Source organism: Pseudomonas triticifolii (assembly GCF_014358015.1).
GTDB lineage: Bacteria > Pseudomonadota > Gammaproteobacteria > Pseudomonadales > Pseudomonadaceae > Aquipseudomonas > Aquipseudomonas triticifolii.
This window is the reverse complement of record NZ_JACONV010000025.1, coordinates 15,687-42,680: the sequence shown is the minus strand read 5'-3', so window position 1 is coordinate 42,680 and position 26,994 is coordinate 15,687. Positions and strand designations below refer to the sequence as shown.

The following is a 26,994-nucleotide window of genomic DNA, read 5'->3' as shown; positions in this document are numbered from 1 at the left end:
TCGTCATGGCTGATCGTCACGACTACGTGGCGCTGGAGTGGCTCAAGGGCGAAATCGCCCAGACCCTCACGCAGGCACGTCACGCGCTGGATGAGTTCATCGAAGACCCCGCGAACACAGCGGCGATGGCCGAGTGCCTGAACCTTGTGCATCAGGTGCATGGCAGCCTGCAGATGATCGAGTTCTACGGCGCGGCGCTGCTGGCCGAGGAAATCGAGCAACTGGTGCTGGCGGTGCAGCAGCATCGCGTCAGCCATCCGGTCGAGTCCGAGCAGCTGTTGATTCAGGCCATGACTCAGTTGCCGATCTACCTGGAGCGCATTCATTCGGCGCGCCGTGATCTGCCGCTGGTGGTCCTGCCGTTACTCAACGACCTGCGCAGCGCCCGTGGCGAAAGCCTGCTGTCGGAAACCAGTCTGTTCGCCCCGCAACTGGTGGTCGTGCCCGCGCTGGACAAGGAAGAACTCGCCCGGCGCAACACGCCCGAGCTGCCCGGCCTGTTGCGCAAATTGCGCCAGACCTTGCAGGCGGCCTTGGCGGGCCTGATGCGCGAGCAGGGCGTTAAAACCCAGCTCGGCTTCATGGCCAAGGTCTTCGCCAGGCTCGAACAGCTCTGCGAAGACGCGCCGCTCGGGCCGCTCTGGCGGATTTCCACGGCGCTGGTCGAAACCATGCTCAACGGCAACTTCACCAACAGCCCGGCGCTGCGCAGCCTGCTGAAGGATGCCGACAAAGAACTCAAGCGTCTGGTCGAGCAGGGCGTTGAGGGCATCAATCAGCCAGCGCCCGAAGAGTTGTTGAAAAGCCTGCTGTTCTACATCGCCAAATCCGACAGCCTGGCGCCAAAGATGCTCGACCTGAAGGATCAGTACGCACTGGACGACGCACTGCCCGGCAACGACGTGGTTAATGAAGAGCGCGCCCGTATGACCGGCCCGGATCGCGACGCCATGCGTTCGGTCATCGAGGCCCTGTGCGAAGGGCTGGTGCGGGTCAAGGAGCGGCTGGACGTGTTCGTGCGCGGCGACCGTCAGCATGTCAGCGAACTGAACGCACTGCTGCCGCCGTTGCGACAGATCGCCGACACCCTCGCAGTGCTGGGTTTCGGTCAGCCGCGCAAGGTGATCATTGATCAGTTGTCCGTGGTGCTGGGGCTGGCACAAGGGCAGCGCGAGCCCAGCGATGCCGCGTTGATGGACGTCGCGGGGGCGTTGCTCTACGTCGAATCGACGCTGGCAGGCATGGCGGGCAACACCGAGCAGGCCAGTCGTGAAGAAAGCCGCTTGCCGACCACCGACCTGATCCAGATTCACCAGTTGGTGATTCGTGAAGCACGCACGGTGCTGCAACAGGCCAAGGACGTGATTCTGGAGTCCATCGACGGCGAGTGGGACCGGCGACGCCTCGACCCGTTGTGCGCCCTGCTGGTTCAGGTGCGCGGCGCGCTGGCCATGATCCCGCTGGCGCGTGCGGCCAGTCTGCTGGCGGCGTGCAACGAATACATTCAGGAGCACCTGCTGGTGGACGAGACGCGCCCCGATGCGGGCCGTCTCGACTGCCTGGCGGATACCCTCACCGGCGTCGAATACTACCTGGAGCGCATGGGCGAAGACCATGAAGCGCCGGGTGACCAGATCCTCGATCTGGCGCAGCAGAGTCTGGCGCGGCTGGGCTACGCACCTGCGCCGGATACGCTGGAGGTGCCGCTGCTCGACGAAGTGATCACCCAGGATGAATTGCTGGCGCTGGATGACCGCAAGGCGCTGGTCAGCCCGACGCAGACCATCGCTCAAGTGCTGGCAAGCCCGGTATCAGCTGTGAATCCGCCTGCTCGCCATGCCCCGACGAGCCTGTTGCCACCGCCCTCCGGTGAGGACGCCGTGGACGATGAACTGCGTGAAGTCTTCCTCGAAGAAGCCGAGGAAGTGCTGGATGCGCTGCGAGAGTATTTGCCCAGGTGGCTGAGCTCGCTGGCGGCGGGTAATCAAGTGGATGTCGCTGCGCTGACCGAAGTGCGTCGTGCGTTCCACACGCTCAAGGGCAGCGGGCGGATGGTGCGTGCGCTGATCCTGAGCGAGTTGGCCTGGTCGGTTGAAAACCTGCTGAACCGGATTCTGGAAGGCGACGTACTGCCGGGTCTGGAAGCCCGGCAACTGACGCATGAAGTGCTGGCGCTGTTGCCGCTGGTCATCAGGGATTTTGCCGAAGGTGCCCAGCGTCAACGCAACGACGTTGATCTGCTGGCCGCGCGCGCGCATGCATTGGCCAACGGCCTGGAACCTCTCGCACTGCCGGTGGAGCCGACAGAGGTCGAAGTCATTGATCCACAGTTGTTGGAGATCTTCCGCCAGGAAGCGTTCGGTCACTTGAATACCCTGAACCGTTTTCTTGAGAGCGCCGAGCAATCGGCCTCGCCATCGATCAGCGACAGCCTGCTGCGCGCGTTGCATACGCTCAAGGGCAGCGCGCACATGGCGGGCGTGTTACCGATAGCCGAACTGGCCAGCCCGCTGGACCAACTGGTGCGCGAGTACAAGGCCAACCTGATCGCCATCGGCTCGCCTGAAATTCGCTTGCTGCGCAGTGCCGAACCGCTGCTGCTCAAAGGCCTTGAACAACTGGACAGTCAGCCGCTTGCGCCGATTCCGGGCGCGCCTGCCTTGATCGAATCCGCTTATGCGCTGCTCAATGACCGGCTGACGTCGGCGTTGCGCGAGTCGGACAACGGCCTGCGCATCAAGCGTAATCCTCAGTTGATCGCCAGCTTCCTCGCCGAAGGCATGGACATCGTGCTGGACGCGGAAAACCTGCTGCGACGCTGGCGCGAGCACCCCGGCGAGCGTCAGGAACTCAGCGCGCTGCTCGACGAGCTGACCACGCTGGGCCACGGCGCTCACCTGGCCGACCTGCCGCAGGTCGATGAGCTGTGCGAAGCCTTGCTCGACCTGTATGGCGCAGTGGAAGAAAGCAGCCTGGCCGTCAGCGAGCGCTTTTTCGATGATGCCGAACACGCACACGAAGCCTTGATCAACATGCTTGATCAGGTGGCGGCGGGGCAGGATGTCGAGCCTCGTCCCGAATGCGTGAAGGCTTTGCACGAGCTGCTTGATCAGGCGCTCGATCCTGCTGCGACCGGGCTGGTGAAAAGCGATGGCCATCGCACGCTGAGCGTCACGGAACTCAATGCCGCCACCGAACAACTGGCGCACGAAGCCTCGCAGGCCGAGGCTGTACGATCTGAAGCGGCCAGCCTGGACGACGAGATCGTCGAGATATTCCTCGAAGAAGCGGTCGATATCCTCGACAGCGCCGGGCAAGCCCTGCAGCGCTGGCTGGACGAACCGGACAACCCCTTGCCGCTGTCGTCGCTGCAGCGTGATCTGCACACCCTCAAGGGAGGGGCGCGGATGGCTGAGGTCGCTGAAGTCGGCGACCTGGCCCATGAACTGGAAAACCTCTACGAAGGCTTGATCGACCGGCGTTTCAGCCACTCGCCGCCACTGGCCGGGCTGCTGCTCCAGAGCCACGATGAACTGGCGATCATGCTTGATCAGTTGTATCGGCAAGAGGCACTCAGTGATCCCTCCTCGCTGATCGAGGCGCTGATCCGTTGTCGCACCGGCGAGACAGCCGAGCCAGAGTCGCTTGCGCCGGCCGCGCAACCTGATGAGCTGCAAGAGCGTGACACTGAGCTGCTGGAGATCTTTCTGGAGGAAGGGTTCGACCTGCTCGAAAGCTCAGGCACGTCGCTCGCTCGCTGGCAAGCCGATCCGCAGAACACCCTGGAAGTCGAAAACCTGCTGCGCGACCTGCACACGCTCAAGGGCGGGGCGCGAATGGTCGAAATCACGCCTATCGGCGACCTCGCGCATGAGCTTGAAACCCTTTACGAAGGGCTGTCGAGTGGCACCATGCAGCCTGACCCGCTGATGATGAGCCTGCTGCAAAGCGGCCACGATGTGCTGGCTGACATGCTTGATGCGGCGCGCACCGAAAAGCCGATGCCTGATGCGGCCCTGCTGATCGAGAGCATTCAAAAGCTCGCCAGCCTGGAGCCGACAGACCGTACGCCGGTTGCCCGTCCGCCAGAGCCGGTGCCCGCCATGGTCGCGCCTGGTGTGGATGCCGAGTCCGAGCGCAATGTGCCCGAAACGATCAAGGTGCCGGCCGAGCAGTTGGAGGACCTGGTCAATCTGGCGGGTGAGACGTCGATATTTCGCGGGCGGCTTGAGCAGGAAGTGCTCGACACCCAGGTGACGCTGACCGAGATGGAGACCACGATCGAGCGGATGCGCGATCAGTTGCGTCGCCTCGATATCGAGACTCAAGGCCGGATTCTGAGTCGCGATCAGGCTCAGGCGGAGCGGCTGGGCTACGAAGATTTCGATCCGCTGGAGATGGACCGCCATTCGCAACTGCAACAGCTCTCGCGATCGCTGTTCGAATCGGCGTCCGACTTGATGGACCTCAAGGAAACCCTGTCGGCCCGGGCGCATGACGCAGAAATGCTGTTGTCGCAACAGGCACGGGTCAACACCCGTTTGCAGGAAGGCCTGATGCGCACGCGCATGGTGCCGTTCGAACGCATGGTCCCGCGCCTGCGCCGGGTGGTGCGTCAGGTGGCGACTCAACTGGACAAGAAGGTGCAGTTCGATGTCGGCAATGCTGACGGTGAAATGGACCGAAACGTGCTGGAGCGAATGGTTGCGCCGCTGGAACACATGCTGCGCAACGCCGTCGATCATGGCCTTGAAAGCACAGAGAAGCGCCTGGCCGTCGGTAAGCCCGAGGAGGGTCATATCAACCTTGAGCTGATGCACGAGGGCGGCGATATCGTGATCGAGCTCAGCGATGACGGCTCCGGTGTTGATCTGGCGGCCGTGCGGCGCAAGGCGATCAAGCGCGGCATGATTCATCCGGACGCTGACCTTGCCGATCATGAAATCCTGCCGTTCATCCTGCAGGCCGGTTTTTCCACCACCGAAATCATCACCCAGATCTCCGGGCGTGGCGTCGGCATGGACGTGGTGCACGCCGAGGTCAAGCAACTGGGCGGGTCGATGGTGATCGATTCGGTGCCGGGCAAAGGCACACGATTCAGGATTCGCCTGCCGTTCTCGGTCTCGGTCAACCGTGCGTTGATGGTGACCTGTGGCGAAGAACAGTACGCCGTGCCGCTCAACACCGTGGACGGCATCGTGCGCGTCATGCCAAACGAACTGGACGCGTATTACCAGGCCAGCCCGCCGCGCTATCAATACGGCGGACGCAGCTACGAGTTGCGCTACCTGGGTGAGCTGATCGACAACAGCCCGCCAAGGCTCATCGGCCAGTTGCAGCCGCTGCCGGTGCTGCTGGTGCATCTGCAGGACCAGTGGGTGGCGGTGCAGGTGGATGCGCTGGCCGGGTCGCGGGAAATTGTCGTCAAGCACCTCGGCGCACAGTTCTCCAGGGTTCAGGGCATCTCCGGTGCAACCATTCTGGGTGATGGTCATGTGGTGCTGATCCTCGACCTGATGGCGCAGATCCGCACCTTGCAGGGACGGTTACAGAGCGCTCGTTCGGGTGTCGGGTCAGTGGCGACATCGGCAGAGGTCGAGCACAGCAGGCCGCTACTGGTCATGGTGGTGGACGACTCGGTCACCGTGCGCAAGGTCACGGGCCGGTTGCTGGAGCGTCATGGCATGCATGTGCTGACCGCCAAGGACGGTGTCGATGCCATGACCCTGCTGCAGGAACACACGCCGGACATCCTGTTGCTGGACATCGAAATGCCGCGCATGGACGGCTTTGAAGTGGCGAGCCAGATCCGCCGCGACGAGCAGCTCAAGGATCTGCCGATCATCATGATCACCTCCCGCTCCGGCAAGAAACACCGCGACCGGGCCATGGCCCTTGGCGTCAACGAATACCTGAGCAAGCCGTATCAGGAAAATGTGCTGCTCGACAGCATCGCGCACTGGAGCCAGGTTCATGTCTGAAAGTTCGTTCCAGACCCAGCGGCTGACCAGCCTGACCGGGTTGATCCTGCCGTTGAGTGATCGTCACCTGCTGCTGCCCAACGTCGCCGTTGCCGAGTTGATCGATTACCAGGACTGCAGCGCCGAACCGGGCGCGCCTGAGTGGTACCTGGGTCCGATCAGCTGGCGCGAACGGACCTTGCCGCTGCTCAGCTTCGAAGCGGCCTGCGGTGGCCGTACGCGCGTAGGCGGGCGAGCGCGTATCGTTGTGCTCAATGCGCTGGGCGGACGCCATGACGTCAGGTTCATTGCACTGCTGACCCAAGGCATCCCGCGCTCCTGCAAGGTCGACAGCCAACTGAGCTACGTCGACGTGCCCTTGACCGAACTGGAACTGGCCGCCGTACAGGTCGGCGACACCGTGACCCGTATTCCTGATCTGCAAGGGCTGGAACAATGGCTGGTGGATGCGGGGCTGGCCGATCCATCCCTGCGGGGCTGAAAGCAGACGCGGATTGCGGACTCAGTGAGCCGAGCGCATGGCTCACGTCACCTTTTCGCCCCTCGGCGACTCACTTTGACGGAGCAAAGTAAGCAAACTCCTTCGCTCCGGTTGCGGCCCCGGCTTCGCCGGGGTTCCTTCGTCCTGCCACTGATTCGGGGGTCGCCGCAAATGGGCCATCCATGGCCCAGTGCGGCTCAATCGGCATCCCTGCCGATTGCCCCCCGAATCAGCGCCAGGACTCAGCCTTCACCCAGTCGCAATCGGTGGTGTCCGCACTACCGCGTCAAAAGAAGCAGGGCAGCGCTGCTGCCCTACTGGAGAGCAGGATGATGTGTGTATAACGATGAGCGCAGAGTGTCTGAATGATCATTACCCGATATTGATCGTGCCCCGCGTGGGCATGCCTCCCGTGACGTTCCGCGTCACTTGGCATGGATTGCGGACTCAGTGAGCCGAGCGCATGGCTCACGTCACGACGAACAGCTGATCTCCAGATGCTTGCCCCAGTCCGGTGGGCGCTGGGCGTAGCGGTCCATGCCGGGTTGTTCGGTGAAAGGCGTGCAGAGCACGTCGTGCAGGCGGCGGACTTCTTCGTAGTCGCCCTGTTCGGCCGCCTGAATCGCGTTTTGCGCCAGGTAATTGCGCAGGATGTAGAGCGGGTTGACCGCGTGCATGCGTGTTTTGCGCTCATCTTCCGGGCTAGGGTCTTCCTGGGCGATGCGCGCCAGGTAGGTCTCGCCCCAGCTATCGAAGCCTTTTATGTCGACAAAGTCGTCACGCAGGGCCTGCAATGCGTCGGCGGCCGGGGCATCGCCCAGACGGCGGAAAAACAACGTGTAATCGACGCCACTGTTCTGCATCAATTGCAGCAGGCGGCTGATCAGCACGTCGTCCTGCTCGTCGTCCTGCTCGCCTGCCTGAGCCAGGCCGAGGCGACGGCGCATCAGGTCCCGGTAATGTGCCTGATAAAGCGGCAGGAACAACCCGATGGTCTCGCGTAACGCATCTACGCTGATGAACGGCGTCAGGGCCTGGGCCAGCGCGCTGAGGTTCCACTGCGCGATGGGCACTTGATTGCTGAAAGAGTAACGGCCTTCATGATCGGAATGGTTGCAGACGAAGTGCTGGTCGAAATCGTCCAGAAACGCGAACGGGCCAAAGTCGAAGGTGATGCCCAGAATCGACATGTTGTCGGTGTTCATCACGCCATGGCAAAAGCCGTAGGCTTGCCACTTCGCGATCAACTCGGCATTGCGCTCGACGATTTCCCGGAACATCGCCAGATACGGCTCAGGCTGTTCCTGGCACTGCGGGTAGTGCATCGTCAGCACGTGTTCGGCCAGCTGCTTCAACTGCTCAGGCTGCTTGGTGTAGTAGAAGTATTCGAGGCTGCCAAAGCGTATATGGCTGTGGGCAAGACGCAGCACCATGGCGGCACGTTCCTCGGTTTCGCGCCACACTGGGGTGCTCGAACCGATCACACAGGCCGCGCGGCTGCTCGGGATGTTCAGCGCGTGTAGCGCTTCGGAGGCCAGAAACTCGCGGATCGAAGAGCGCAGCACGGCACGGCCGTCACCCATGCGCGAATATGGCGTTTGCCCGGCACCCTTGAGGTGCAGGTCCCAATGCTCGCCTGCGTCGTTGTAAACCTCGCCCAGCAACAGGCCACGGCCATCGCCCAGACGCGGATTGTATGAGCCGAACTGATGACCGGAGTACACCATCGCCCGCGGCTCGGCTTCCTGCCAGAGTTTGTGTCCAGAAAAGATGTCTGCAAAAAGTGGCAGTTCGGCCTGGCTCGGGTCGAGGTCGAGCAAGGCCAGCGCCGAGGTGCTGGCGACCACGAGGCGAGGCTCTGCGATGGGTTCGGGCAGGACCGAGGTGGAGAACGCGTCGCCCAAGCGGGCGAAGCGGTTGTCGAAGACGAGTTCGTCGAGGGCTTTCACAGGCCATCTCCAGCAGAGTGTGAGGGCATTCTGCTGGGGTTGACCCGATCAGTCGAGCCTGAGTTCAGGTGGCTCGGGCGCGTCCTTGGTCGCTGGTGCTACTTTGGTGTTGACCGGCGGCGTGGTCTTCTCGGTCGGCAGACCGGGTTTTTCCTCCGGCTCCACGGGCACCATCTTGTATTCCTTGCCCTGAGTGTTCTTCAGGTAGATCTCCATCTGGCGGAAGGAAATGTTGATCTTCTGCTTCTTGAACTCGCGGTTGATGAACCGGTTGATTTCGTCCAGTACCGGGTTGCGGTCGCCCAGATCACGTACATGCATGCGCAGTTCGTGGTCCAGCGTACTTTCGCCGAAGTTCAGGAAGTAGACGATCGGCTCAGGCTCTTTCAGCACCCGTGGGTTCTCGCGCGCCGCCTGCAACAGCAACTCGCGCACCAGTTCCAGGTCCGAGCCGTAGTCCACGCCGAGTTTGAGGGTCACGCGGGTGATGGTGTCGGTCAGCGACCAGTTGATGAGCTGGCCGGTGATGAACGTCTTGTTCGGGACGATGATGTCCTTGCGGTCGAAGTCGGTGATGGTCGTGGCACGAATGCGTATCTTGCTGACCGTACCCGACAGGTTGCCAATGGTGATGGTGTCGCCGATCCGCACCGGACGTTCGAACAGGATCATGATGCCGGAGATGAAGTTGGCGAAGATCTCTTGCATACCGAAGCCGAGACCGACCGACAGCGCGGCTACCAGCCACTGCAATTTGTCCCAGCTCACGCCGAGTGTCGAGAGCGTGGTGACGAAACCGATGCCGGCAATTGCATAGGACAGCAATGTCGTCGTCGCGTAGGCACTGCCTTGCGCCAGATTCAGGCGTGACAGCACCAGCACTTCCAGAAGGCCGGGCAGGTTGCCTGCCAGCACGAAGGTGATGGCGATGATCACCACCGCGCCGATGAAGTCGCCGAGGCTGATCGGCACCATGCTCATGTTGGCGCCGGTGCCGCTGGTGTACTCGTAAAGGGTAATGTTGTCGAGGTAGGCAAAGACCGTGATCAGGTCGGCCCAGACCAGATACAACGCGCCGATGAATCCGCCCAGCAAGGCCAGACGAATCAGACGCAGCGACTGCTGGTTGACCTGTTCGATGTCCAGTTTCGGCTCTTCGACCGGTGCGTCGCTGTCGCCGTTTTCGCGAGCAGCCTGACGTTTGGCCAAGGCGCGCTGGTAGGCCAGACGGCGTGCCGCCACACCCAGGCCGCGCACGAACGTCGCTTCCACCACCAGCCAGAGCATGAGCAGGTAAAGCGTGTCGATCAGTCGGTCGCTGAGCTTGAGCGCGGTGTAGTAATAGCCGAAGCACACTGCCACGAACAACGCCACGGGCAGCGCGGTGAAGGCCATGCCCACGGCTTTGCGAAACAGCGAAGCATTGTGGTGGGTCGGGCTTGAGACCAGCAGGCGACCCAGCAGCCAGGCCATCAGTGCGTAGCAGGTCAGCACCACGCCAATCCCCAGCACGTCGTCGGCCAGCGCGGCAGGCTGGTGTTCAGCCACCGCTACGACCGCAACCAACGCCAGAACGACCAGCCCGAGGCGACGAATCCAGCCGCGCAGGAACTCGACCTGCGCCGTCTCCCAGCGGAAATGCAGCTGCGCAACACCCGACGGCGCGAGCACGCGGTAGGCGGTGTAGAACACCAGCCAGGCCAGAGCGATCTGCAACAGCGCCTCGCCGAGGTTGGCGTTCTGCCCGCGGGCATCGATCTGCAGTGCATAGCCGCACAGGGCCAGGCCCAAGGCGACAGGCATGGCCAGCAGCACGTTGATCAGCAGGGCCAGCGGGGTTTTCCACTGGCTGTCACGCTTGAAGTGGCCAATGTCTGCATGCAGGCGGTTCAGACGCTGATACAGCGCCTTGCGCCGCCAGGTCAGTACACCTATCAGCAACAGCAGCGGCAGGAACAGCAGAGGGCGCTGCGTCAGTCCATCCGACAGCTCGCTAAGGCTTGACGTCCAGGGCAGGGTGGCGACCTGTTTTTCAAGGCGCGGCCAGATGTTCTGGAACCACTCGATGTCCAGCGGCTTGTTGCTGGGAATCCAGAACATCTGCTCGTCCAGCGTGGAGCGCAGGCTGATCGCGGTGCTGGTCAGTTGCTTCTGGTTCAGTTGCAGGGTGATGGATTCGTTGAGCAACGCACTGAGCTCGCGGTTCAGGCGTTCCAGCAGGTCACTGCGGGTAATGGCCAGGTCCAGCAGGGTTCTGCGCAACTGCGGGGTGACGTTTTCCGGAGCCTGAGTGGCGAGCAGTTTCTCGACATAGGCGTTCGGCGTACTCATCTGCTCGCGTTGCTGGTTGATTTCGAACTGGTACAAACGGATGTTGGCGATTTCGTCGGCCAGTCCTTTGTCCAGTTCCAGATGCGGCAACGACTGCTTCTGTTTGTAGAGAATCTTGGACAGCAGCAGGCTGCCGCTGAGAACGTTGATCTGCTCGCTCAGGGCCTGGTCAGTCTGGGTCAGGTTGTCCAGTTGCTGCTTGGTCTTGAGGTTCTGCTGCGTCAGTTCGTTGAGGCGATCGGTGCCGCGCAGCAGGTAGTCGGACAGTTGCAGGTTGGCTGCGCTTTCGGTGGCCAGCAGGCTGCTGCCGCCGGATTTTTGGGCTTCAAGGGACAGGTCGGCGACGGTTTTCTGCGACTGGGCGCGGCGCTTGTCGTTGATCAGGGTTTGCAGGTCCTGAATTTCCTGCTCCTGGCGCGCGACTTTCTCGGTCAGCAGATCGTGCTGGCTGTTACCCAGGTCCTGAAGCTGGCTGTTGCCAGCCAGTTCCTGACGGCGCAACAGGTTCAGCGCATTGATCGACGCCAACTCGGCATTCAGCAGGTTGCGCTGATCGGCGCTGAGGGTCTTGCCGTTGTCCTTGCCCAGTTTGAGGATGGCGTTGATCTGCTGGATGCGGTTCTGGTTGGCGCTGATTTCTGCCTGCGCACGCTCCGGGCGAGTCTGGGCCGTGATGCTCAGGCTGTTGGCGTCGTTGAGTTCTTTCTGCAGATCGCTTTGCTGAGTGCTGCGCTGGCTGAGCACCTGCTCCAGTTGCGGCACGTCGAGGCCGCCGTAGCGTTGTGCCACCGCAACCACCTTGCTTTCCTTGAGCCGGCTCAGCTCACGCTGGTTGTCGGTGGTCTGCTTGGGTGCCTGGTTGAGTTGCTGCTTGAGCGCGGTCAGCTTCTGTTCGCTGTCCTGCTTGCTGGCCAGAAACCCCAGAGTCTGTTCAAGTACCTGCTGCAGCGCTTTCTGGTCAGCATCCGGCAGCTTGCGGTCGGCGATCTTGTCCAGACTTTGTTGTACGGCTTCGCTGGTAGGCGGGTCTGCAGCCAACGCAGGGAAGGTGGAAAGACAAAGCGTAAACAGTGTGGCAGCACAAAGGGAGCGCAGGAAAAACATAGACACCGGTCGCATGATGGTACGTGTGGGTGGGCAGTTTAAAGGAACAATCCGGGACCCGGGCGGCTTCCTTCGGGGAATTTGACGCCCACTTTCTGGATCTTGTTCCCGTCCATGACGGCAACGGTCCAAATAGTTCCATTCCATTCGATCTGGTCACCGATCACCGGCTCGCCACGGTTCTTCTGCACGATGAACTGACTGAGCGGCATGCCAGGGTCGATGCCATCGAGTTTCAGGCCATAAAGCGCGGCCACCGCGCCCAGTTGCGCGTCACCTTCGAGCACGAAGTCGCCGAAGAAGCGCAGGTCCAGACCCCGTTGCGGAGCCTGACTGAACAGTTTGCCCAGTGCAGGCAGGTCGTGTTCGTGGCCGATCACGCAGAGCAGGTCGCCCACTTCCAGCGTGGTACTGCCGGAGGGGTGAAGCAACTGCTGGCCGCGAAACAGCGCCGCGATGCGCGTGCCTTCAGGCATTTTCAGTTCACGCAGCGCCGCGCCGATGCACCACTTTTCTGCGCCCAGACGATAAACGAACAGCTCCCATTCGCTGGTGACATGGACTTCAAGGGCCGCGCGGGAAATCGGCGCAGGATCGGGCGGAACCGTGACTTTCAACAGTTTTGCCATCCACGGCAGGCTGGTGCCTTGCAGGAGCAGCGAGACCAGCACGATGAAGAACGCGAGGTTGAAGTACAGCTGCGCGTTGGGCAGCCCGGCCATCAGCGGGAACACGGCAAGAATGATCGGTACCGCGCCGCGCAGGCCGACCCAGGCGATGAAGGCCTTTTCGCGACCATGAAACGCCTTGAACGGCAGCAGGCCGACCATGACCGACAATGGCCGCGCCACCAGAATCATCCACAGCGCCAGACCCAGCGCCGGGATGGCAATCGGCAGCAGGTCGTGTGGTGTGACCAGCAAGCCCAGCACCAGAAACATGCCGATCTGTGCCAGCCAGGCCATGCCGTCAAGCATGTGCAGAATGCCATGGCGGCTGCGGATCGGCCGGTTACCCAGTACCAGACCGCACAGGTAGACCGCCAGAAAGCCACTGCCGTGGATGGCGTTGGTCAGGGCAAAGATCGCCAGACCACCGGCGATGACCAGGATCGGGTACAGGCCAGCGGCCAGATTGATGCGGTTGACCAGTTGCAACATGATCCAGCCGCCGCCCAGACCGATGATTGCGCCGATGCCGAATTCCTGAATCAGGTGCCCCAGCAGCCCCCAGTGCAGGCCGGTCTGGCCGCTGGCGAGCATGCCGATCAGGGTCACGGTCAGAAACACCGCCATCGGGTCGTTGCTGCCGGATTCGATTTCCAGACTGGCCGTGACCCGTTCGTTAAGTCCCTTGCCGCCGAGCAGCGAGAACACGGCCGCCGCGTCGGTCGATCCGACGATGGCACCGATCAGCAGGCCCTGAATCATGTTCAGGTTGAACAGCCATGCGGCGACCATGCCCGTCAGCCCCGTGGTGATCAGCACCCCGACGGTTGCCAGCGACAGGGCGGGCCAGAGCGCCACCCGGAAACTCGCAACCCGCGTTCGCAGGCCGCCATCGAGCAGAATGACCGCCAGTGCCAGGTTGCCCACCAGATAGGCGGTGGCGTAGTTGTCGAAAATGATGCCGCCGCCATCCACGCCCGCGACCATGCCCACCGCAAGGATGATGACCAGAATCGGGATGCCCAGGCGTGAAGAAAGAGAACTGACCAGAATGCTCGCCGCTACCAGCAACGCGCCAATCAGGAACAGGCTGTTGATGGTCGTGGCATCCAAGGGCGGTACTCCATAGAAAACGAATCGAAAACGGCGGGTGCGAGAACTGACCATGCAGTCCGCGTGCCAAGGGATTCTAACCTGTTGAATTGGCTGGCTGTCAAAGTTTTGCCGATTAATACACGGCCTTTTGGCCGCAGCCTGTGGGTGTCGTAACTATGTAAGACCCGTGCCTCTGTCGACTTTGATTGCGTACGGCTCCCATTCCAAAGGAACAGGAAGCCATGACTTCTCAAACGACACAGCCACTCCTAACCGATCAAGAACAACTGCGCAAGAAAGCCCACGACTATGTTGTGGCCTATCCCGACCTCTACGACATGGCGTGGCGTGCTGCGCGGGGCGTACTGTTCAAACGCACCGGCAAGTGGCTCGACCCCGAAGCCGTCTACTGGCACCGGTTCAGCGGCGCGGTCAGCAGCCCGCACACCTTTACCGGGTGGGAGCATGTCGGCACGCCGGTCGAGTCGATGACGATCGTCGAATTGTTGATTCGCCGCTTCAGCCCTCAGGATCACGTGGCCAGTGACGAGCTGTCATCCTATGGTGGCTTCTACACCGTAAAAGCCGACCACGGCAGGTTCAACGAAACCAATGAAGTGCGCGTGCTCGCGCAGGACGTACTGAATGATTTCTGGGCGCTGGATTTCAGCGTCGCTTATCAACGGACGCTGGATGAATTCTGGCGTCTGAATGAACACACGTTCGGTGTGCTGGCCAAGGCCCGGTACCTGGCCGCAGCGGGGCGATGCAAGCAGAACGGGCGGATATCGGCGACCGATTTCGAGGTGCTGGTGAGCCTGGTGCTGGATGAGCACAGCGACACGCCCACTCTGGCGTCTCTGGGGGCAGGCATACGATCCGGCGCGAAGGCAAGCGTGCACTGGCTGGACATCGGGGGCTTCAAGGCCCGGGATATTCTGCGCATCGTCGGCGAGCAGGGTGTGCAGATGCTTTATATGCCCGGCGACGTCAGCCCGTTTCACCGCTTTGAAGATCAGCAGGCGCTGATCGACTGGCTCAAAGCGCGTTTCGCCAATGCCCAGACCCACAGTGAAATGCGCGGGCACTTCGTTCGCCCGGCCGCCGATCGGCAGACGCCTGACGTCACGTTCGATGCGTGCGTCGCCCACCTGCTGAGCCATGATGCTCAAACGGGGCGCAGCCTGGTCAACCAGATCAAGGAGGCCATTCCCGGCGATCCGTTCGACTACCTGCGTGATGCCGCCCGCGAAGAGATGAGGGCGGATGCCCATGCGCTGCTGACCAGCAACACCGAAGTGCGCAAGCGAATAGCCATGGGGTACCTGGATGCCTTTGTGCATGTAGCAGGCAATCTCGCACTGTTGGGCTGGCCGGTGGCGCTGGCTGTGGTGGAGGCGAGCGCGTTCAACCTGGGGCTGAATATCGATCAGGCGTTGCGCGGCAAGACCCCGACGCAGCGCAAGGCCGGGGTGTTGGGCGCGATTTGCAATGCCATTTACCTGGCGTTCAATCTGCCGCTGCTGGCGCAGTCGAGTCGCGCTATCACCGGCATTGCAGAGTCGGCACCCGCCACTTCGACCACGGATACCCTGGCCAATCTCAACGGTAATCAGCTGGCGCTTGAAGGCGTCACGCCCATCACGGCCGACGGTCGGCTGCGAGGCATTTATCAACTCGCCAATGGCGAGACATGGATACAACGCAGCGGGTTGTTCTATCGCGTGCGCTACAGCGAATCGCTGCAAGGCTGGCAGGTGATTGATCCGCACAATCCGTTTGCCTTCTTTTCCGGCCCGGTTGTTGTGCTGGATGCGCAAGGCGAGTGGCAGCCGATCACATCGCCTGGCCTGTCAGGCGGCGCGCCTCAGGAGGTGCTGCCGGACGTGATCGAGCCGTCGTCCTCGCCGCGCTACGCAACGACCACGTCGACGTTCTGGGACCACTACATGTTGATCAACGTGTATGACGAAAAGCACCTGGCCGAGGCCGCTATTGCCCGGCAGGAGGCCGTCATGGATATTTTCCGGATGGAGCCGGGAGAGGAGGTGGTCTCCGATTCCGAAGGCGAAGACGTGCACATCGACCTTTGGGGCGCAAAACACCGTGTGTTCAAGACCCACGAGGCCATGTTTTACGGCCAGAGCATCCGGCGTTACACCGACAATGGTGGCCTCTATAACCAGTACCTGCGCACCGGAACGGTCTTTGAGGACGGCCAGCCGCCGGGAATGGCGAGCGTTGCCGAGCAGGTCGAGGACATCAAGCGTTTTGTCGAAGACGTGAGGACCCTGGGCTTCAATAACGACGTCACCCTGTATCGCGGTGGAAGTGGCGAGCGAAGCACCTCTGGGCAGTTCTTTCGCAGTGGCCATGTCGAGGTAGGGGACGTGTTGACCAATACCGACATCACCTCGTTCAGCGAAAACCCCTATCAAGCCAGAACCTTTGCCAGCAGCCAGGCGGGCGACAATGCTGTTTCAGTCTCGGCTCCGGTCTCCTTTGATGACAGCTCGGTGGTCTTCGAGTTGCCTGCCAGACACTACTTGGGCGCCACACCCATCGCACCCTTTTCCTCGAGCCCCGGAGAAGCCGAGTCCATCTTTTTGCCGGGCCGCTACTTCCAGATCGAGCAACTCGACGAGGTTCAGGGTGGCTTCTATCGGTTCATGAGGGTGCGGATCAAGGAAATATTCGCCCCGGTTGCAGGTCGCAGGCTTCTGGAGATGCGCACCGGTGAGCCGTTCAGCCGTGAACGATACGCCGCCCGGTTAGGTGCGGCGGGCAAACCGCTGGTGGACGTGTTCTTTCCTGAGGCGGCGTCACCTCAGGCATGAGTGGGCGACTTAGATAGTTACCGCAGTCTGTGCCTGCCGACTGCTTAATGTGCATGGCTTTCATCCATTGCAAGGACAGGAAGTCATGCACGAAACAACTCATCAGGCGCTGCCTGCGCCAGCCACTGACACGTGGGCGGACAAACAGCTTCAGGCCCGCGCGGCGACGCTGATGAATGCCTACCCGGATCTTTACGTGTTGGCCTTTCAGGCCGCCCGCGGGATTCTTCTCAAACATACGGGCAAATCACTCGACCCGGGCGACGTTTACTGGCACCGCTTCGAACGTGCAGACAGCAGCGGTCTGACGTTCACCGGATGGGAGCATGTCGGGCCGCCTTCCGAATCGATGACCCTCATTGAACTGGTGATGCATCGTTTCAACGCCAGCGACAACGTGTCAGTCGACCAGCTCAATACCGACAGCGGCTTCTACCTCGCAGGTCCCGGCGAGCGTTTCTATAACGAACGCAACGAAGTGCCGATGTTGCCCAGCGATGTGCTGCAGGACTTCTGGAAACTGGATTTCGCGGCTGACTGCAGGCAGAAAGTCGACACGTTCTGGCGCGTTCATGATCAGGACTTCTGCACGTTGGCGAAGCTGAACCTGCTGTCTTCGGCGGGGCTGGCCCTGAGCAGAAAGCAGTTGCGGGTAGATGACTTTGACACCGTACTCACTGCGCTTACCGGCCTGAACGATCCGCAGGTCACGTGGGCGATGTTGCAGCAGAACCCGCCTTTCGCGGGGGGCATTGCCATGCAGGTACTCGAATGTGCAGGCCATGTTTCCAGGGACATGCTGCGAATCAGCGACGCCAATGGACGGCAGATACTTTACTCGCCCGCTGCTGAACCCGCGTTCCAGTGTTTTGACGACGAGCAGGAGCTGTATCAGTGGTTGCAGACTCAGCTGGCCGACGCCACGACCAGAGATGCGCTGGTGTCGCACTTTGTGCGCAAGCCGCAGCAGCAGGCGTTGAGCACAACCCTTTCGACGCTAGGTACTCGGCCCTGGTCCACTGAACAGACCCTGCTGGGGCATTCGACGCTCACCAGCGCTCAGCCTGTGTTCGAGCATCTGCGCGATGTCGCTCGCCAGGAAATGAACGAGGACGTTCATGAGCAATTGACCAGCAGTGCCAGCCTTCGCAAACAACTGTGGATCGGCTACCTGGGCGCATTCATCCGGGTTGCTGGCGGTGCGGCCGCGCTGGCCTGGCCTGTCGCGTTGAGCCTCATCGGGGCGGGCATTGCAAGCGTGGGCCTGAACATTGATCAGGCCGTCAACGGGCGGACTGCGCAATTGCGCAAGGCCGGGGTTCGGGGCGCTGTCATGAATGCGGTTTATCTGTTTCTGAACCTGCCCCTGCTGGCCGACATCGGCCGTGATGCTCAGGTCGCCCCGGCAGTAGACGATGAAGCCGCTGCACTGGCGGGCCTTGAAGGTAATGAAGTGCTGGAGGACATACCCGCTGTGGTGCAAGGCCATGCCCGAGGTGTTCATGTTCTGGGCAATGGCCAGACCTGGATCACGCTGGGTGAGCTGCCTTACCGGGTGAGGTATCTGGAGAGCCTGAAGACCTGGGCGATCGTCGACCCCGAGAACCCCTTCGCTTTCAATGGTGCACGTCCGGTAAGGCTGAATGAACTTGATCAGTGGGAGTTGATCCGCAAGCCCGGATTACAGGGCGGCAAACCGCTGATGGAAGACGCCTCGGGTGCTTCATCTGCCCAAGATCTTGTCCCTGCCTCATCGTCGTTCTGGGACACCCACATGCAGTTCAACCTGGCCGAAGAACAGCGTCTGTCAGCGTTGGGTAACCAGCGTCAGGAGTCGGTGCTCGGCATTTACGAACTGGATGAAGACGAGGAAGTGATCTCGGACTCCGAAGGTGAAGAGGTGGTCATCGATGCCTGGAACGAAAAGCATCGGGTGTTCAAAACCATGGATAACGCGTACTTCGGCGGAGCGATAACCCGATATACCGAGGACGATGATGCCTACAACGTGTTTTTGCGCACAGGCGAGCGCACGGAGGCCAATCAGATCGAGGCGGTGGAGCAACTGATCGAAGACCTTGGCGACGTTGCGCACAACAACGATGTGGCCCTGTACCGTGGAGGCAGCGGCGAACGGGGCACGTCAGGCAAGGTGTTCCGGGAGGGCAGGCTCAAGGTCGGCGATGTGCTGGTGAATACCGACGTCACCTCGTTCAGTGAAAATCCCTACATCGCCCGCGTCTTTGCCAGCAGTCAGGGAGGCGTGTCGTCTACGGGGTTCAAGGGCGAGATTACATTCGATGACACGTCAGTGGTGTTCGAGCTGCCCGCCAAGGAATACCTGACGGCAACGCCCATCAGCCCGTTTTCCAACAGCCCCAATGAAGTCGAATCGGTGTTCCTGCCGGGCAACTACTTCGAGATTCGACGCATCGAAGAGCTGGCCGGCAGCAATTACCGCTTCATTAATGTGCAACTGCGTCAGGTGCCGGTGGAACAGGTGTCGGGGCCTGCCTATGACCTGCGCACCGGGGAGGCCTTCAGTCGCGAGCAATATGCAGCCAGACTGGGTGACGACGCCAAGGCACTGGTGGACGGGTTATTTCCTCCTCGTTCTTGAACCGTGAGTCAGAACCAGTCGTTGTGCATGGAAAGGCACACGTCATCGCGGGCCTGCAGGATCGCCAGTTCGTGATGACAGGCCGGTACTTCCCAGGTCAGGAAGTACCGCGCCGCCTGCAGCTTGCCCTTGTAGAAGTCGGCGTCTGTCGTGTTGCCCTTGCTGAGCCCTTCTTCGGCGCGAATCGCTTGTTCCAGCCAGCGCCAGCCGATCACAGTGTGCCCGAATGCCTTGAGGTAAAGCGCTGAGTTGGCCAGTGCGACGTTGACCTTGCCCTGTGCCAGATCGGTCAGCAGGCCGACGGTCACGCCCTGCAAGGCCGTTACCAATTGCTCCAGCGGCTGACGCAGGTGATCGAGCTGGCTGTGGGCGCTGGCGCGTTGTGCGGTATCGGCAATCAGCCTGACCAGTTGCTTCAGACCCGCTCCGCCGTTTTGCGCCAGCTTGCGACCCAGCAGGTCCAGCGACTGAATGCCGTGGGTGCCTTCGTGAATCGGGTTCAGGCGGTTGTCCCGGTAATACTGCTCGACCGGGTAGTCGCGGGTATAACCGTGGCCGCCAAGAATCTGGATCGCCAGCTCGTTGGCCTTGAGGCAGAATTCCGACGGCCAGGATTTGACGATGGGCGTCAGCAGGTCCAGCAGTTCGTGGGCCTGCTGACGCACTTGCCCGGTCTCTCCGGTCTGCGCGTCATCGAACAGGCGGGCAGCGTAAAGGCCCAGGTCGAAGGCACCTTCCACGTAAGCCTTCTGGGTCAACAGCATGCGTCGCACATCGGTGTGCTGGATGATCGGCACGGGAGCGCTGTCCGGGCTCTTGTTGTCCGGCAGCCGACCTTGCGGCCGCTCACGCGCATAATCGAGGGAGTACAGATAACCGGCATAACCGAGCATGACCGCGCCCATGCCGACGCCGATGCGCGCTTCGTTCATCATCTGGAACATATAGCTCAGGCCGTGATGCGGCTTGCCGACCAGATAGGCCACGCATTCGCCATTGTCGCCGAAGTTGAGTGCGGTCGAGGTCGTGCCTTTCCAGCCCATCTTGTGAAACAGCCCGGCCAGTACCACGTCGTTACGCTCGCCAACACTGCCGTCGTCGTTGACCAGAAACTTGGGCACGATGAACAGCGAGATGCCTTTGACGCCGCCCGGCGCATCGGGCAGCTTGGCCAGCACCATGTGTACGATGTTTTCCGACAACCCGTGATCACCGCCGGAAATGAAAATCTTGTTGCCGCGCAGCCGGTAAGTGCCATCCGCAGCCGGTTCGGCGCGGGTGCGAATATCGGACAGCGATGAACCAGCATGGGGTTCGGTCAGCGCCATGGTGCCGAAGAAACGGCCTTCGATCATCGGTTGCAGAAAGCGCTGCTTCTGTTCGTCATCGCCGAAACTTTCGATCAGGTTCGCCGCGCCCATGGTCAGAAACGGGTACGCGGTGGTGCTGGCGTTGGCGGCCTGAAAGTGGGCAAAGCAGGCTTGCGACAGCAGCGTCGGCAGCTGCATGCCGCCTGCCTCGAAGTCCCGCGCGGCGTTGAGGAAACCGGCTTCCAGAAACGCATCCACCGCAGGCTTCACCTCCGGGATCAGCACCGCCGCGCCGTTTTCGTAACGCGGTTCGTTCTCGTCGGCCTTGCGGTTGTGCGGCGCAAAGTACTTTTCGGCGATGGTGCGCGCCGTGCCAATCGCCGCATCGAACGTTTCACGCGTGTGCTCGGCAAAGCGCTCACGATGGGTCAGGGCTTCGGCATCCAGCACTTCATACAGCTCGAAAGCCAGATTACGGGAACTGAGCAGCGACTCGGACATGGCAACGCACCTTGACTGGGGATCGTTCCAGTCTAGGCGGCTCAATGGGGGGGCGGTAGCAAGATTGATGCGGGTGATGAAGCGCAGTGAGTGACGGGTATCGTCTTGCTGCAACCAGCAAGCCGCCTCCCACAATTCCGTGTTTGCTTGGAGAGACCGCAGCCCCTACGAGGCTGCGGTATCTCCCACGGTCCTGTGTGGGAATACGGCTAGGGACAGGGTTAGCCGATGGTCATCAAACTCGCATTACCGCCCGCCGCTGCAGTGTTGACGCTCAGTGCGCGCTCGATCACCAGACGTTCCAGCGGGATGTTGGTCTCGCCGTGGGACAGGCCGTTGACGCCGACAATGGCGCCGCTGCGTTGGGCGATCTGCTGGCAGATGGCGCGCAGTTGGTCCGAATCACCGTGGTGCAGGACCGCGTCGATGATCACTTCGTCCTTGGTCCAGTCGGCAACCTGCTTGATGCGCGCCTGAACCTCTTTCGGCAGGCGAGCGCGCAGCGGTTTGCTGATCTCGGTGTCCGGCCAGACGGCCGAGCTGCCGACCGCCAGCACAGCGGCCAGTTGCGTCAACAGATCGGTTTCGTCATCGGCCAGACACAGCACGTGCTCGCGCGGCAGGATTGCGTAGCTGTTGCGCTCGCCGGTCGGGCCCGCCAGTTGACGCGTGATGCCGCTCTGCGATTGCTCGGCGTATTGGCTGCACAACGCAGTCAGCTCAGCGTTCTGATGGCTGGTGGCCCAGGTTTTCAACGCTTGCAACGGCTTGCTCATGGCTTCGCGCAGACGCAGATCCGGGGCGGACAGTGCATCGCCACGCACGAACGACTTCTCGATGGCGTCCTGTGGACGCGTCGACAGCAGGCGATACAGGTACAGCGGCCCACCGGCTTTCGGTCCCGTGCCTGACAGGCCTTCACCACCAAACGGCTGAACACCCACCACAGCACCGACGATGTTGCGGTTGACGTAGACGTTACCGGCATTGACGTTGTCGATCACCTTGGCGATGGTCTCGTCGATGCGCGTGTGCACGCCCAGGGTCAGGCCGTAACCGGAGGCGTTGATCTGCGCGATCAACTGGTCCAGTTCCTTGCGCTTGTAACGCACTACGTGCAGCACGGGGCCGAAGATTTCGCGTTGCAGTTCATCGAAGCTTTCCAGCTCGATCAGGGTCGGCATCACGTAGGTGCCGCGCTTGAGTTCGGCGCTGTCGGCGATGGCGACCTGATACACGCTGCGGCCTTTGTCGCGCATGGCCTGAATGTGTTTTTCAATGCCTGACTTGGCTTCGGCGTCGATCACCGGGCCGATGTCCACAGACAAGCGCTCCGGGTTGCCCAGACGGTTTTCCGCCATGGCACCCTTGAGCATTTCAATGACACGGTCAGCAGAGTCTTCCTGCAGGCACAGCACGCGCAGTGCCGAGCAGCGTTGACCGGCGCTGTCGAAGGCCGAGGAAACGACGTCGATCACCACTTGTTCGGTCAGTGCCGAGGAGTCGACGATCATGGCGTTCTGGCCACCGGTTTCGGCGATCAGCGGAACCGGACGGCCCTGCGAGTCCAGACGACCGGCCACGTTGCGTTGCAGCAGGCGAGCGACTTCGGTGGAACCGGTGAACATCACGCCTTTGACGCGCTCATCACCGACCAACCCTGCGCCCACGGTTTCACCGCGACCTGGCAGCAATTGCACCACGCCTTCGGGGATACCGGCTTCCAGCAGCAGGCGTACGGCCTGGGCGGCGATCAGCGGCGTCTGCTCGGCAGGCTTGGCCAGCACCGGGTTGCCGGCGGCGAGTGCAGCGGCCACCTGGCCACTGAAGATCGCCAGCGGGAAGTTCCATGGGCTGATGCAGACCACAGGACCCAGCGGACGGTGCGCATCGTTGGAGAAATCGTTGCGCGCCTGGACTGCGTAATAACGCAGGAAGTCCACCGCTTCACGCACTTCGGCAATGGCGTTGGCAAAGGTCTTGCCGGCTTCGCGGACCAGCAGGCCCATCAGTGGCTGGATCTCGCCTTCCATCAAGTCTGCGGCACGCTCCAGAATGGCGGCACGTTCGGCTGGCGGTGTGGCCTGCCAGATTGGACCGGCGCTGAGCGCGCATTGAATGGCGTTGTCGACGTCCTGCACCGTGGCTTCCTGCACATGGCCGACGACGTCACGCAGGTCGGACGGGTTCAGCGCAGCATTCGCTACGCCTTCGCTGGCGGGGCAGCCAAGCATGGGTGCGGCTTTCCAGTCGTTGTGCGCGGTGGCCAGCAACGCCGACGACAGCGACGCCAGGCGGTGTTCGTTGGCCATGTCGATGCCGCTGGAGTTGGCGCGTTCGCTGCCGTACAGGTCGCGTGGCAACGGAATGCGCGGGTGCGGCAGGCCGAAACCGCCTTCCTGAGTGGCCATACGTTCGATCTGGTTAACCGGGTCGGCCACCAGCTCCTGAATGGAAATGGTGTGGTCGGCGATACGGTTGACGAACGAGGTGTTGGCACCGTTCTCCAGCAGGCGACGTACCAGATAGGCCAGCAGCGTTTCATGGGTGCCGACCGGTGCGTACACGCGGCATGGACGGTTCAGCTTGCCATCGGCCACCTTGCCCACCACTTGCTCGTACAACGGTTCGCCCATGCCGTGCAGGCACTGGAACTCGTACTGGCCGGGGTAGTAGTTTTGCCCGGCGATCTGGTAGATGGCTGCGAGGGTATGCGCGTTGTGCGTGGCGAACTGCGGGTAGATGACTTCCGGTGCGGCGAGCAGTTTGCGAGCGCAGGCGATGTAGGAAACGTCGGTGTACACCTTGCGGGTGTAAACCGGATAGCCTTCCAGGCCTTCGACCTGAGCGCGCTTGATCTCGCTGTCCCAGTACGCGCCTTTTACCAGACGGATCATCAGGCGATGACGGCTGCGACGGGCCAGGTCGATCACATAATCGATCACGTACGGGCAGCGCTTCTGGTAGGCCTGAATCACGAAACCGATACCGTTCCAGCCGGTCAGTTGTGGCTCGAAGCACAGGCGCTCAAGCAGGTCCAGCGACAGCTCCAGGCGGTCGGCTTCTTCGGCGTCGATGTTCAGGCCGATATCGTATTGCTTGGCCAGCAGCGTCAGCGACAGCAGGCGCGGATACAGCTCTTCCATCACGCGCTCATACTGGGCGCGGCTGTAGCGCGGGTGCAGTGCCGACAGCTTGATGGAGATGCCCGGCCCTTCATATATGCCGCGACCGTGAGAGGCCTTGCCGATGGAGTGGATGGCCTGTTCGTAGGACGCCAGGTATTTCTGCGCGTCGTGCTCGGTGAGCGCGGCTTCACCCAGCATGTCGTAGGAATAACGGAAGCCCTTGGCTTCGAAGCGACTGGCGTTGGCCAGCGCTTCACCGATGGTTTCACCGGTGACGAACTGCTCGCCCATCAGGCGCATGGCCATGTCCACGCCCTTACGGATCATGGGCTCGCCGCTCTTGCCGATGATGCGGCTCAGCGATGAGGTCAGGCCGGATTCGTTGTGCGTAGCAACCAGCTTGCCGGTCAGCAACAGGCCCCAGGTCGCGGCGTTGACGAACAGCGATGGGCTGTTGCCCAAGTGTGGCTGCCAGTTACCGTTGCTGATCTTGTCGCGAATCAGTGCATCGCGCGTGCCCTTGTCGGGAATACGCAGCAGCGCTTCGGCCAGGCACATCAGGGCGACGCCTTCCTGCGACGACAGTGAGAATTCCTGCAGCAGGCCTTGAACGATACCGGCACGCCCGCCGGCACTCTTCTGATTACGCAGCTTTTCAGCGATGGACGCAGCGAGCTTGTTGGCGGCTTCGGCCATGGGTACGGGCAGACGCGCCTGCTCAAGCAGCATCGGCACGACTTCAGGCTCGGGGCGACGATAAGCGGAGGTGATGGCTGCGCGCAGAACCGATTGCGGCTGGATGCTTTCGGCAAAATCCAGGAAACATTGCAGACCGGCGTCGTCTGTCAGTTCGCCGCGGTCATCACTGTCCTTGATCGCCGATCCGTTGAGTTCAGACAGGGTTGCACCACTTTCCAGCTTTTCCAGGTAATTGAAGATCGCCTGCTTGATCAACCAGTGCGGGGTCCGGTCGATGGAGTGGGCGGCTGCTTTCAATCGCTCGCGGGTCGGGTCGTCCAGCTTGACGCCCAAAGTGGTGGTGGCCATATGTTGTCCTCATTGTAGCCACGACGGATGTGGCATCGGCTTTGTTGCAGATTAGCCTCGGTTCTCGGTGAGGTGCAACCGGGTGCAACCTTTTTTTCATAATATTTCATGACGTTTTTGCTGGCGTGCCGGGAAAACCTTCTGCATGCGTCATCGGGGTGCAGTTTTATTTGAATACTGTCGGCTTTGCGCCCCAAAATAGGGCGTCAAAGCGTAACTATCCGGTTTTTTGTGGTAGGTGCAACTTGCTGGATGAAATTGGTTGCACCTAATTCAGTTTGTTTAATAGGATTCGTTCCCACGGTGCAACCGTAGTCATTAGCTGTTCATTTCTGTGAAGTGAATCGCCAGCGCGGTGTCGGGTGAAGAGACGGGGGAGAGCTGGAGTTCAGTTGTCATCCTCTTTGGTCATCAGGTGCCAAATAAAAACAATGCCAAGGCAGAACTCATGAGTGTCAGTAACCCTACCTTGATCACGTTTGTGATCTACATCGCGGCAATGGTCCTGATCGGCCTCATGGCCTATCGATCCACCAACAACCTTTCGGATTACATCCTCGGCGGACGCAGTCTGGGCAGCGTGGTCACGGCGTTGTCGGCCGGTGCGTCGGACATGAGCGGCTGGCTGCTGATGGGGTTGCCGGGTGCTATCTACATGTCGGGCCTGTCGGAAAGCTGGATCGCCATCGGCCTGATCATCGGTGCCTACCTGAACTGGCTGTTCGTGGCCGGTCGTCTGCGTGTGCAGACCGAGCACAATGGTGATGCCCTGACCCTGCCTGACTATTTCAGCAGCCGCTTTGAAGACAACAGCGGCCTGTTGCGCATCATCTCGGCTGTCGTGATTCTGGTGTTCTTCACCATTTACTGCGCATCAGGCATCGTTGCCGGCGCGCGTCTGTTTGAAAGCACCTTTGGCATGTCCTACGAAACTGCCTTGTGGGCCGGCGCAGCAGCGACCATTGCCTACACGTTTGTCGGCGGCTTCCTTGCGGTGAGCTGGACAGACACCGTGCAGGCCACGCTGATGATCTTTGCACTGATCCTGACGCCGATCATCGTGTTGCTGGCGACTGGCGGCGTGGACACCACGTTCCTGGCCATCGAAGCGAAGGATCCGACCAGCTTCGACATGTTCAAGAACACCACCTTCATCGGCATCATCTCCTTGCTGGCCTGGGGCCTGGGCTATTTCGGTCAGCCGCACATCCTCGCGCGCTTCATGGCGGCGGATTCGGTCAAGTCGATTGCCAAGGCCCGCCGCATCTCGATGGCCTGGATGATCCTGTGCCTGGGCGGCACCGTGGCGGTAGGTTTCTTCGGTATCGCCTACTTCTCTGCGCACCCCGATGTGGCAGGGCCTGTGACCGAGAACCCGGAGCGGGTCTTCATCGAACTGGCCAAGCTGCTGTTCAACCCGTGGGTTGCAGGCGTGCTGCTGTCGGCGATTCTGGCGGCGGTGATGAGTACGCTGAGCTGCCAGTTGCTGGTGTGCTCCAGTGCGCTGACCGAGGACTTCTATAAAGCGTACCTGCGCAAAAGCGCTTCGCAGGTGGAACTGGTGTGGGTCGGTCGCGCGATGGTACTGCTGATTGCAGTCATTTCCATTCTGCTGGCAGCTAACCCGGAAAACCGTGTGCTGGGTCTGGTCAGCTACGCGTGGGCAGGCTTTGGCGCGGCGTTCGGGCCGGTGGTGCTGATTTCGGTGCTGTGGAAAGGCATGACCCGCAACGGCGCGCTGGCCGGTGTGATCGTCGGTGCCGTTACCGTGGTGCTCTGGAAACAGTTCAGCACGAGTGGCTTGTACGAAATCATTCCTGGCTTCATCTTCGCCAGCATTGCGATCGTGCTGTTCAGCCTGATCGGTAAAGGCGCTTCTGCATCGATGCAGGCGCGCTTCCTGGCGGCCGAGAAGGACTACCAGGCCAACCGCTGATCACGA

Annotated in this window: 10 protein-coding genes; 5 read left to right on the top strand and 5 right to left on the bottom strand. The window is 61.3% G+C overall.

Annotation, left to right across the window (positions count from 1 at the left end; all coding sequences use genetic code 11):
• The first annotated feature begins 5 nt into the window (after window positions 1–5).
• Window positions 6–5,981, top strand: coding sequence for an Hpt domain-containing protein (locus H8S56_RS21775; RefSeq protein ID WP_187519747.1), 5,976 nt, complete (start codon window positions 6–8; stop codon window positions 5,979–5,981).
• Window positions 5,974–6,462: a chemotaxis protein CheW gene (locus H8S56_RS21770; RefSeq protein WP_187519746.1), complete on the top strand. Its 489-nt coding sequence runs from the start codon at window positions 5,974–5,976 to the stop codon at window positions 6,460–6,462. Before H8S56_RS21775 ends, H8S56_RS21770 begins: the two co-directional genes overlap by 8 nt.
• 473 nt (window positions 6,463–6,935) lie before the next feature.
• On the opposite strand, the gene selO is transcribed toward H8S56_RS21770, so the two are convergent.
• The 3 genes from selO to H8S56_RS21755 are packed head-to-tail and all read right to left on the bottom strand — an operon-like array spanning window position 6,936 to window position 13,627.
• Entirely contained in the window at window positions 6,936–8,411 is a 1,476-nt protein-coding gene (gene selO / locus H8S56_RS21765; RefSeq protein WP_187519745.1) for a protein adenylyltransferase SelO, read from the bottom strand.
• Between the two features lie 48 nt (window positions 8,412–8,459).
• Window positions 8,460–11,846, bottom strand: a complete 3,387-nt coding sequence (gene mscK, locus H8S56_RS21760; RefSeq protein ID WP_187519757.1) for a mechanosensitive channel MscK — start codon at window positions 11,844–11,846, stop codon at window positions 8,460–8,462.
• 38 nt (window positions 11,847–11,884) lie between these two features.
• Window positions 11,885–13,627 (bottom strand): potassium/proton antiporter, encoded by a 1,743-nt coding sequence (locus H8S56_RS21755; RefSeq protein WP_024688268.1) that lies wholly within the window; start codon window positions 13,625–13,627, stop codon window positions 11,885–11,887.
• A gap of 224 nt (window positions 13,628–13,851) precedes the next feature.
• Here H8S56_RS21755 and H8S56_RS21750 point away from each other — a divergent pair, with 224 nt between their 5' ends.
• Window positions 13,852–16,446: a dermonecrotic toxin domain-containing protein gene (locus H8S56_RS21750; protein WP_187519744.1), complete on the top strand. Its 2,595-nt coding sequence runs from the start codon at window positions 13,852–13,854 to the stop codon at window positions 16,444–16,446.
• Window positions 16,447–16,531: 85 nt separating this feature from the next.
• Window positions 16,532–19,066, top strand: coding sequence for a dermonecrotic toxin domain-containing protein (locus tag H8S56_RS21745; protein ID WP_187519743.1), 2,535 nt, complete (start codon window positions 16,532–16,534; stop codon window positions 19,064–19,066).
• Window positions 19,067–19,074: 8 nt separating this feature from the next.
• Here the strand turns inward: H8S56_RS21745 and H8S56_RS21740 are convergent, their stop codons facing one another.
• Window positions 19,075–20,877, bottom strand: a complete 1,803-nt coding sequence (locus H8S56_RS21740) for an acyl-CoA dehydrogenase (protein WP_024688270.1) — start codon at window positions 20,875–20,877, stop codon at window positions 19,075–19,077.
• Window positions 20,878–21,098: 221 nt separating this feature from the next.
• A complete protein-coding gene (gene putA / locus H8S56_RS21735; RefSeq protein WP_187519742.1) occupies window positions 21,099–25,052 on the bottom strand; it encodes a trifunctional transcriptional regulator/proline dehydrogenase/L-glutamate gamma-semialdehyde dehydrogenase in 3,954 nt (1,317 codons plus the stop codon).
• Window positions 25,053–25,500: 448 nt separating this feature from the next.
• On the opposite strand from putA, the gene putP reads away from it, so the two are divergent.
• Entirely contained in the window at window positions 25,501–26,988 is a 1,488-nt protein-coding gene (gene putP / locus H8S56_RS21730; RefSeq protein ID WP_187519741.1) for a sodium/proline symporter PutP, read from the top strand.
• Window positions 26,989–26,994 lie beyond the last annotated feature (6 nt).

Bases quoted from the DNA above. Each gene is read 5' to 3' on its own strand.
- H8S56_RS21775 (WP_187519747.1), top strand. From the start codon at position 6: ATGGCTGATCGTCACGACTACGTGGCGCTGGAGTGGCTCAAGGGCGAA.
- H8S56_RS21770 (WP_187519746.1), top strand. From the start codon at position 5,974: ATGTCTGAAAGTTCGTTCCAGACCCAGCGGCTGACCAGCCTGACCGGG.
- mscK (WP_187519757.1), bottom strand. From the start codon at position 11,846: ATGTTTTTCCTGCGCTCCCTTTGTGCTGCCACACTGTTTACGCTTTGT.
- H8S56_RS21750 (WP_187519744.1), top strand. From the start codon at position 13,852: ATGACTTCTCAAACGACACAGCCACTCCTAACCGATCAAGAACAACTG.
- H8S56_RS21745 (WP_187519743.1), top strand. From the start codon at position 16,532: ATGCACGAAACAACTCATCAGGCGCTGCCTGCGCCAGCCACTGACACG.
- H8S56_RS21740 (WP_024688270.1), bottom strand. From the start codon at position 20,877: ATGTCCGAGTCGCTGCTCAGTTCCCGTAATCTGGCTTTCGAGCTGTAT.
- putA (WP_187519742.1), bottom strand. From the start codon at position 25,052: ATGGCCACCACCACTTTGGGCGTCAAGCTGGACGACCCGACCCGCGAG.
- putP (WP_187519741.1), top strand. From the start codon at position 25,501: ATGAGTGTCAGTAACCCTACCTTGATCACGTTTGTGATCTACATCGCG.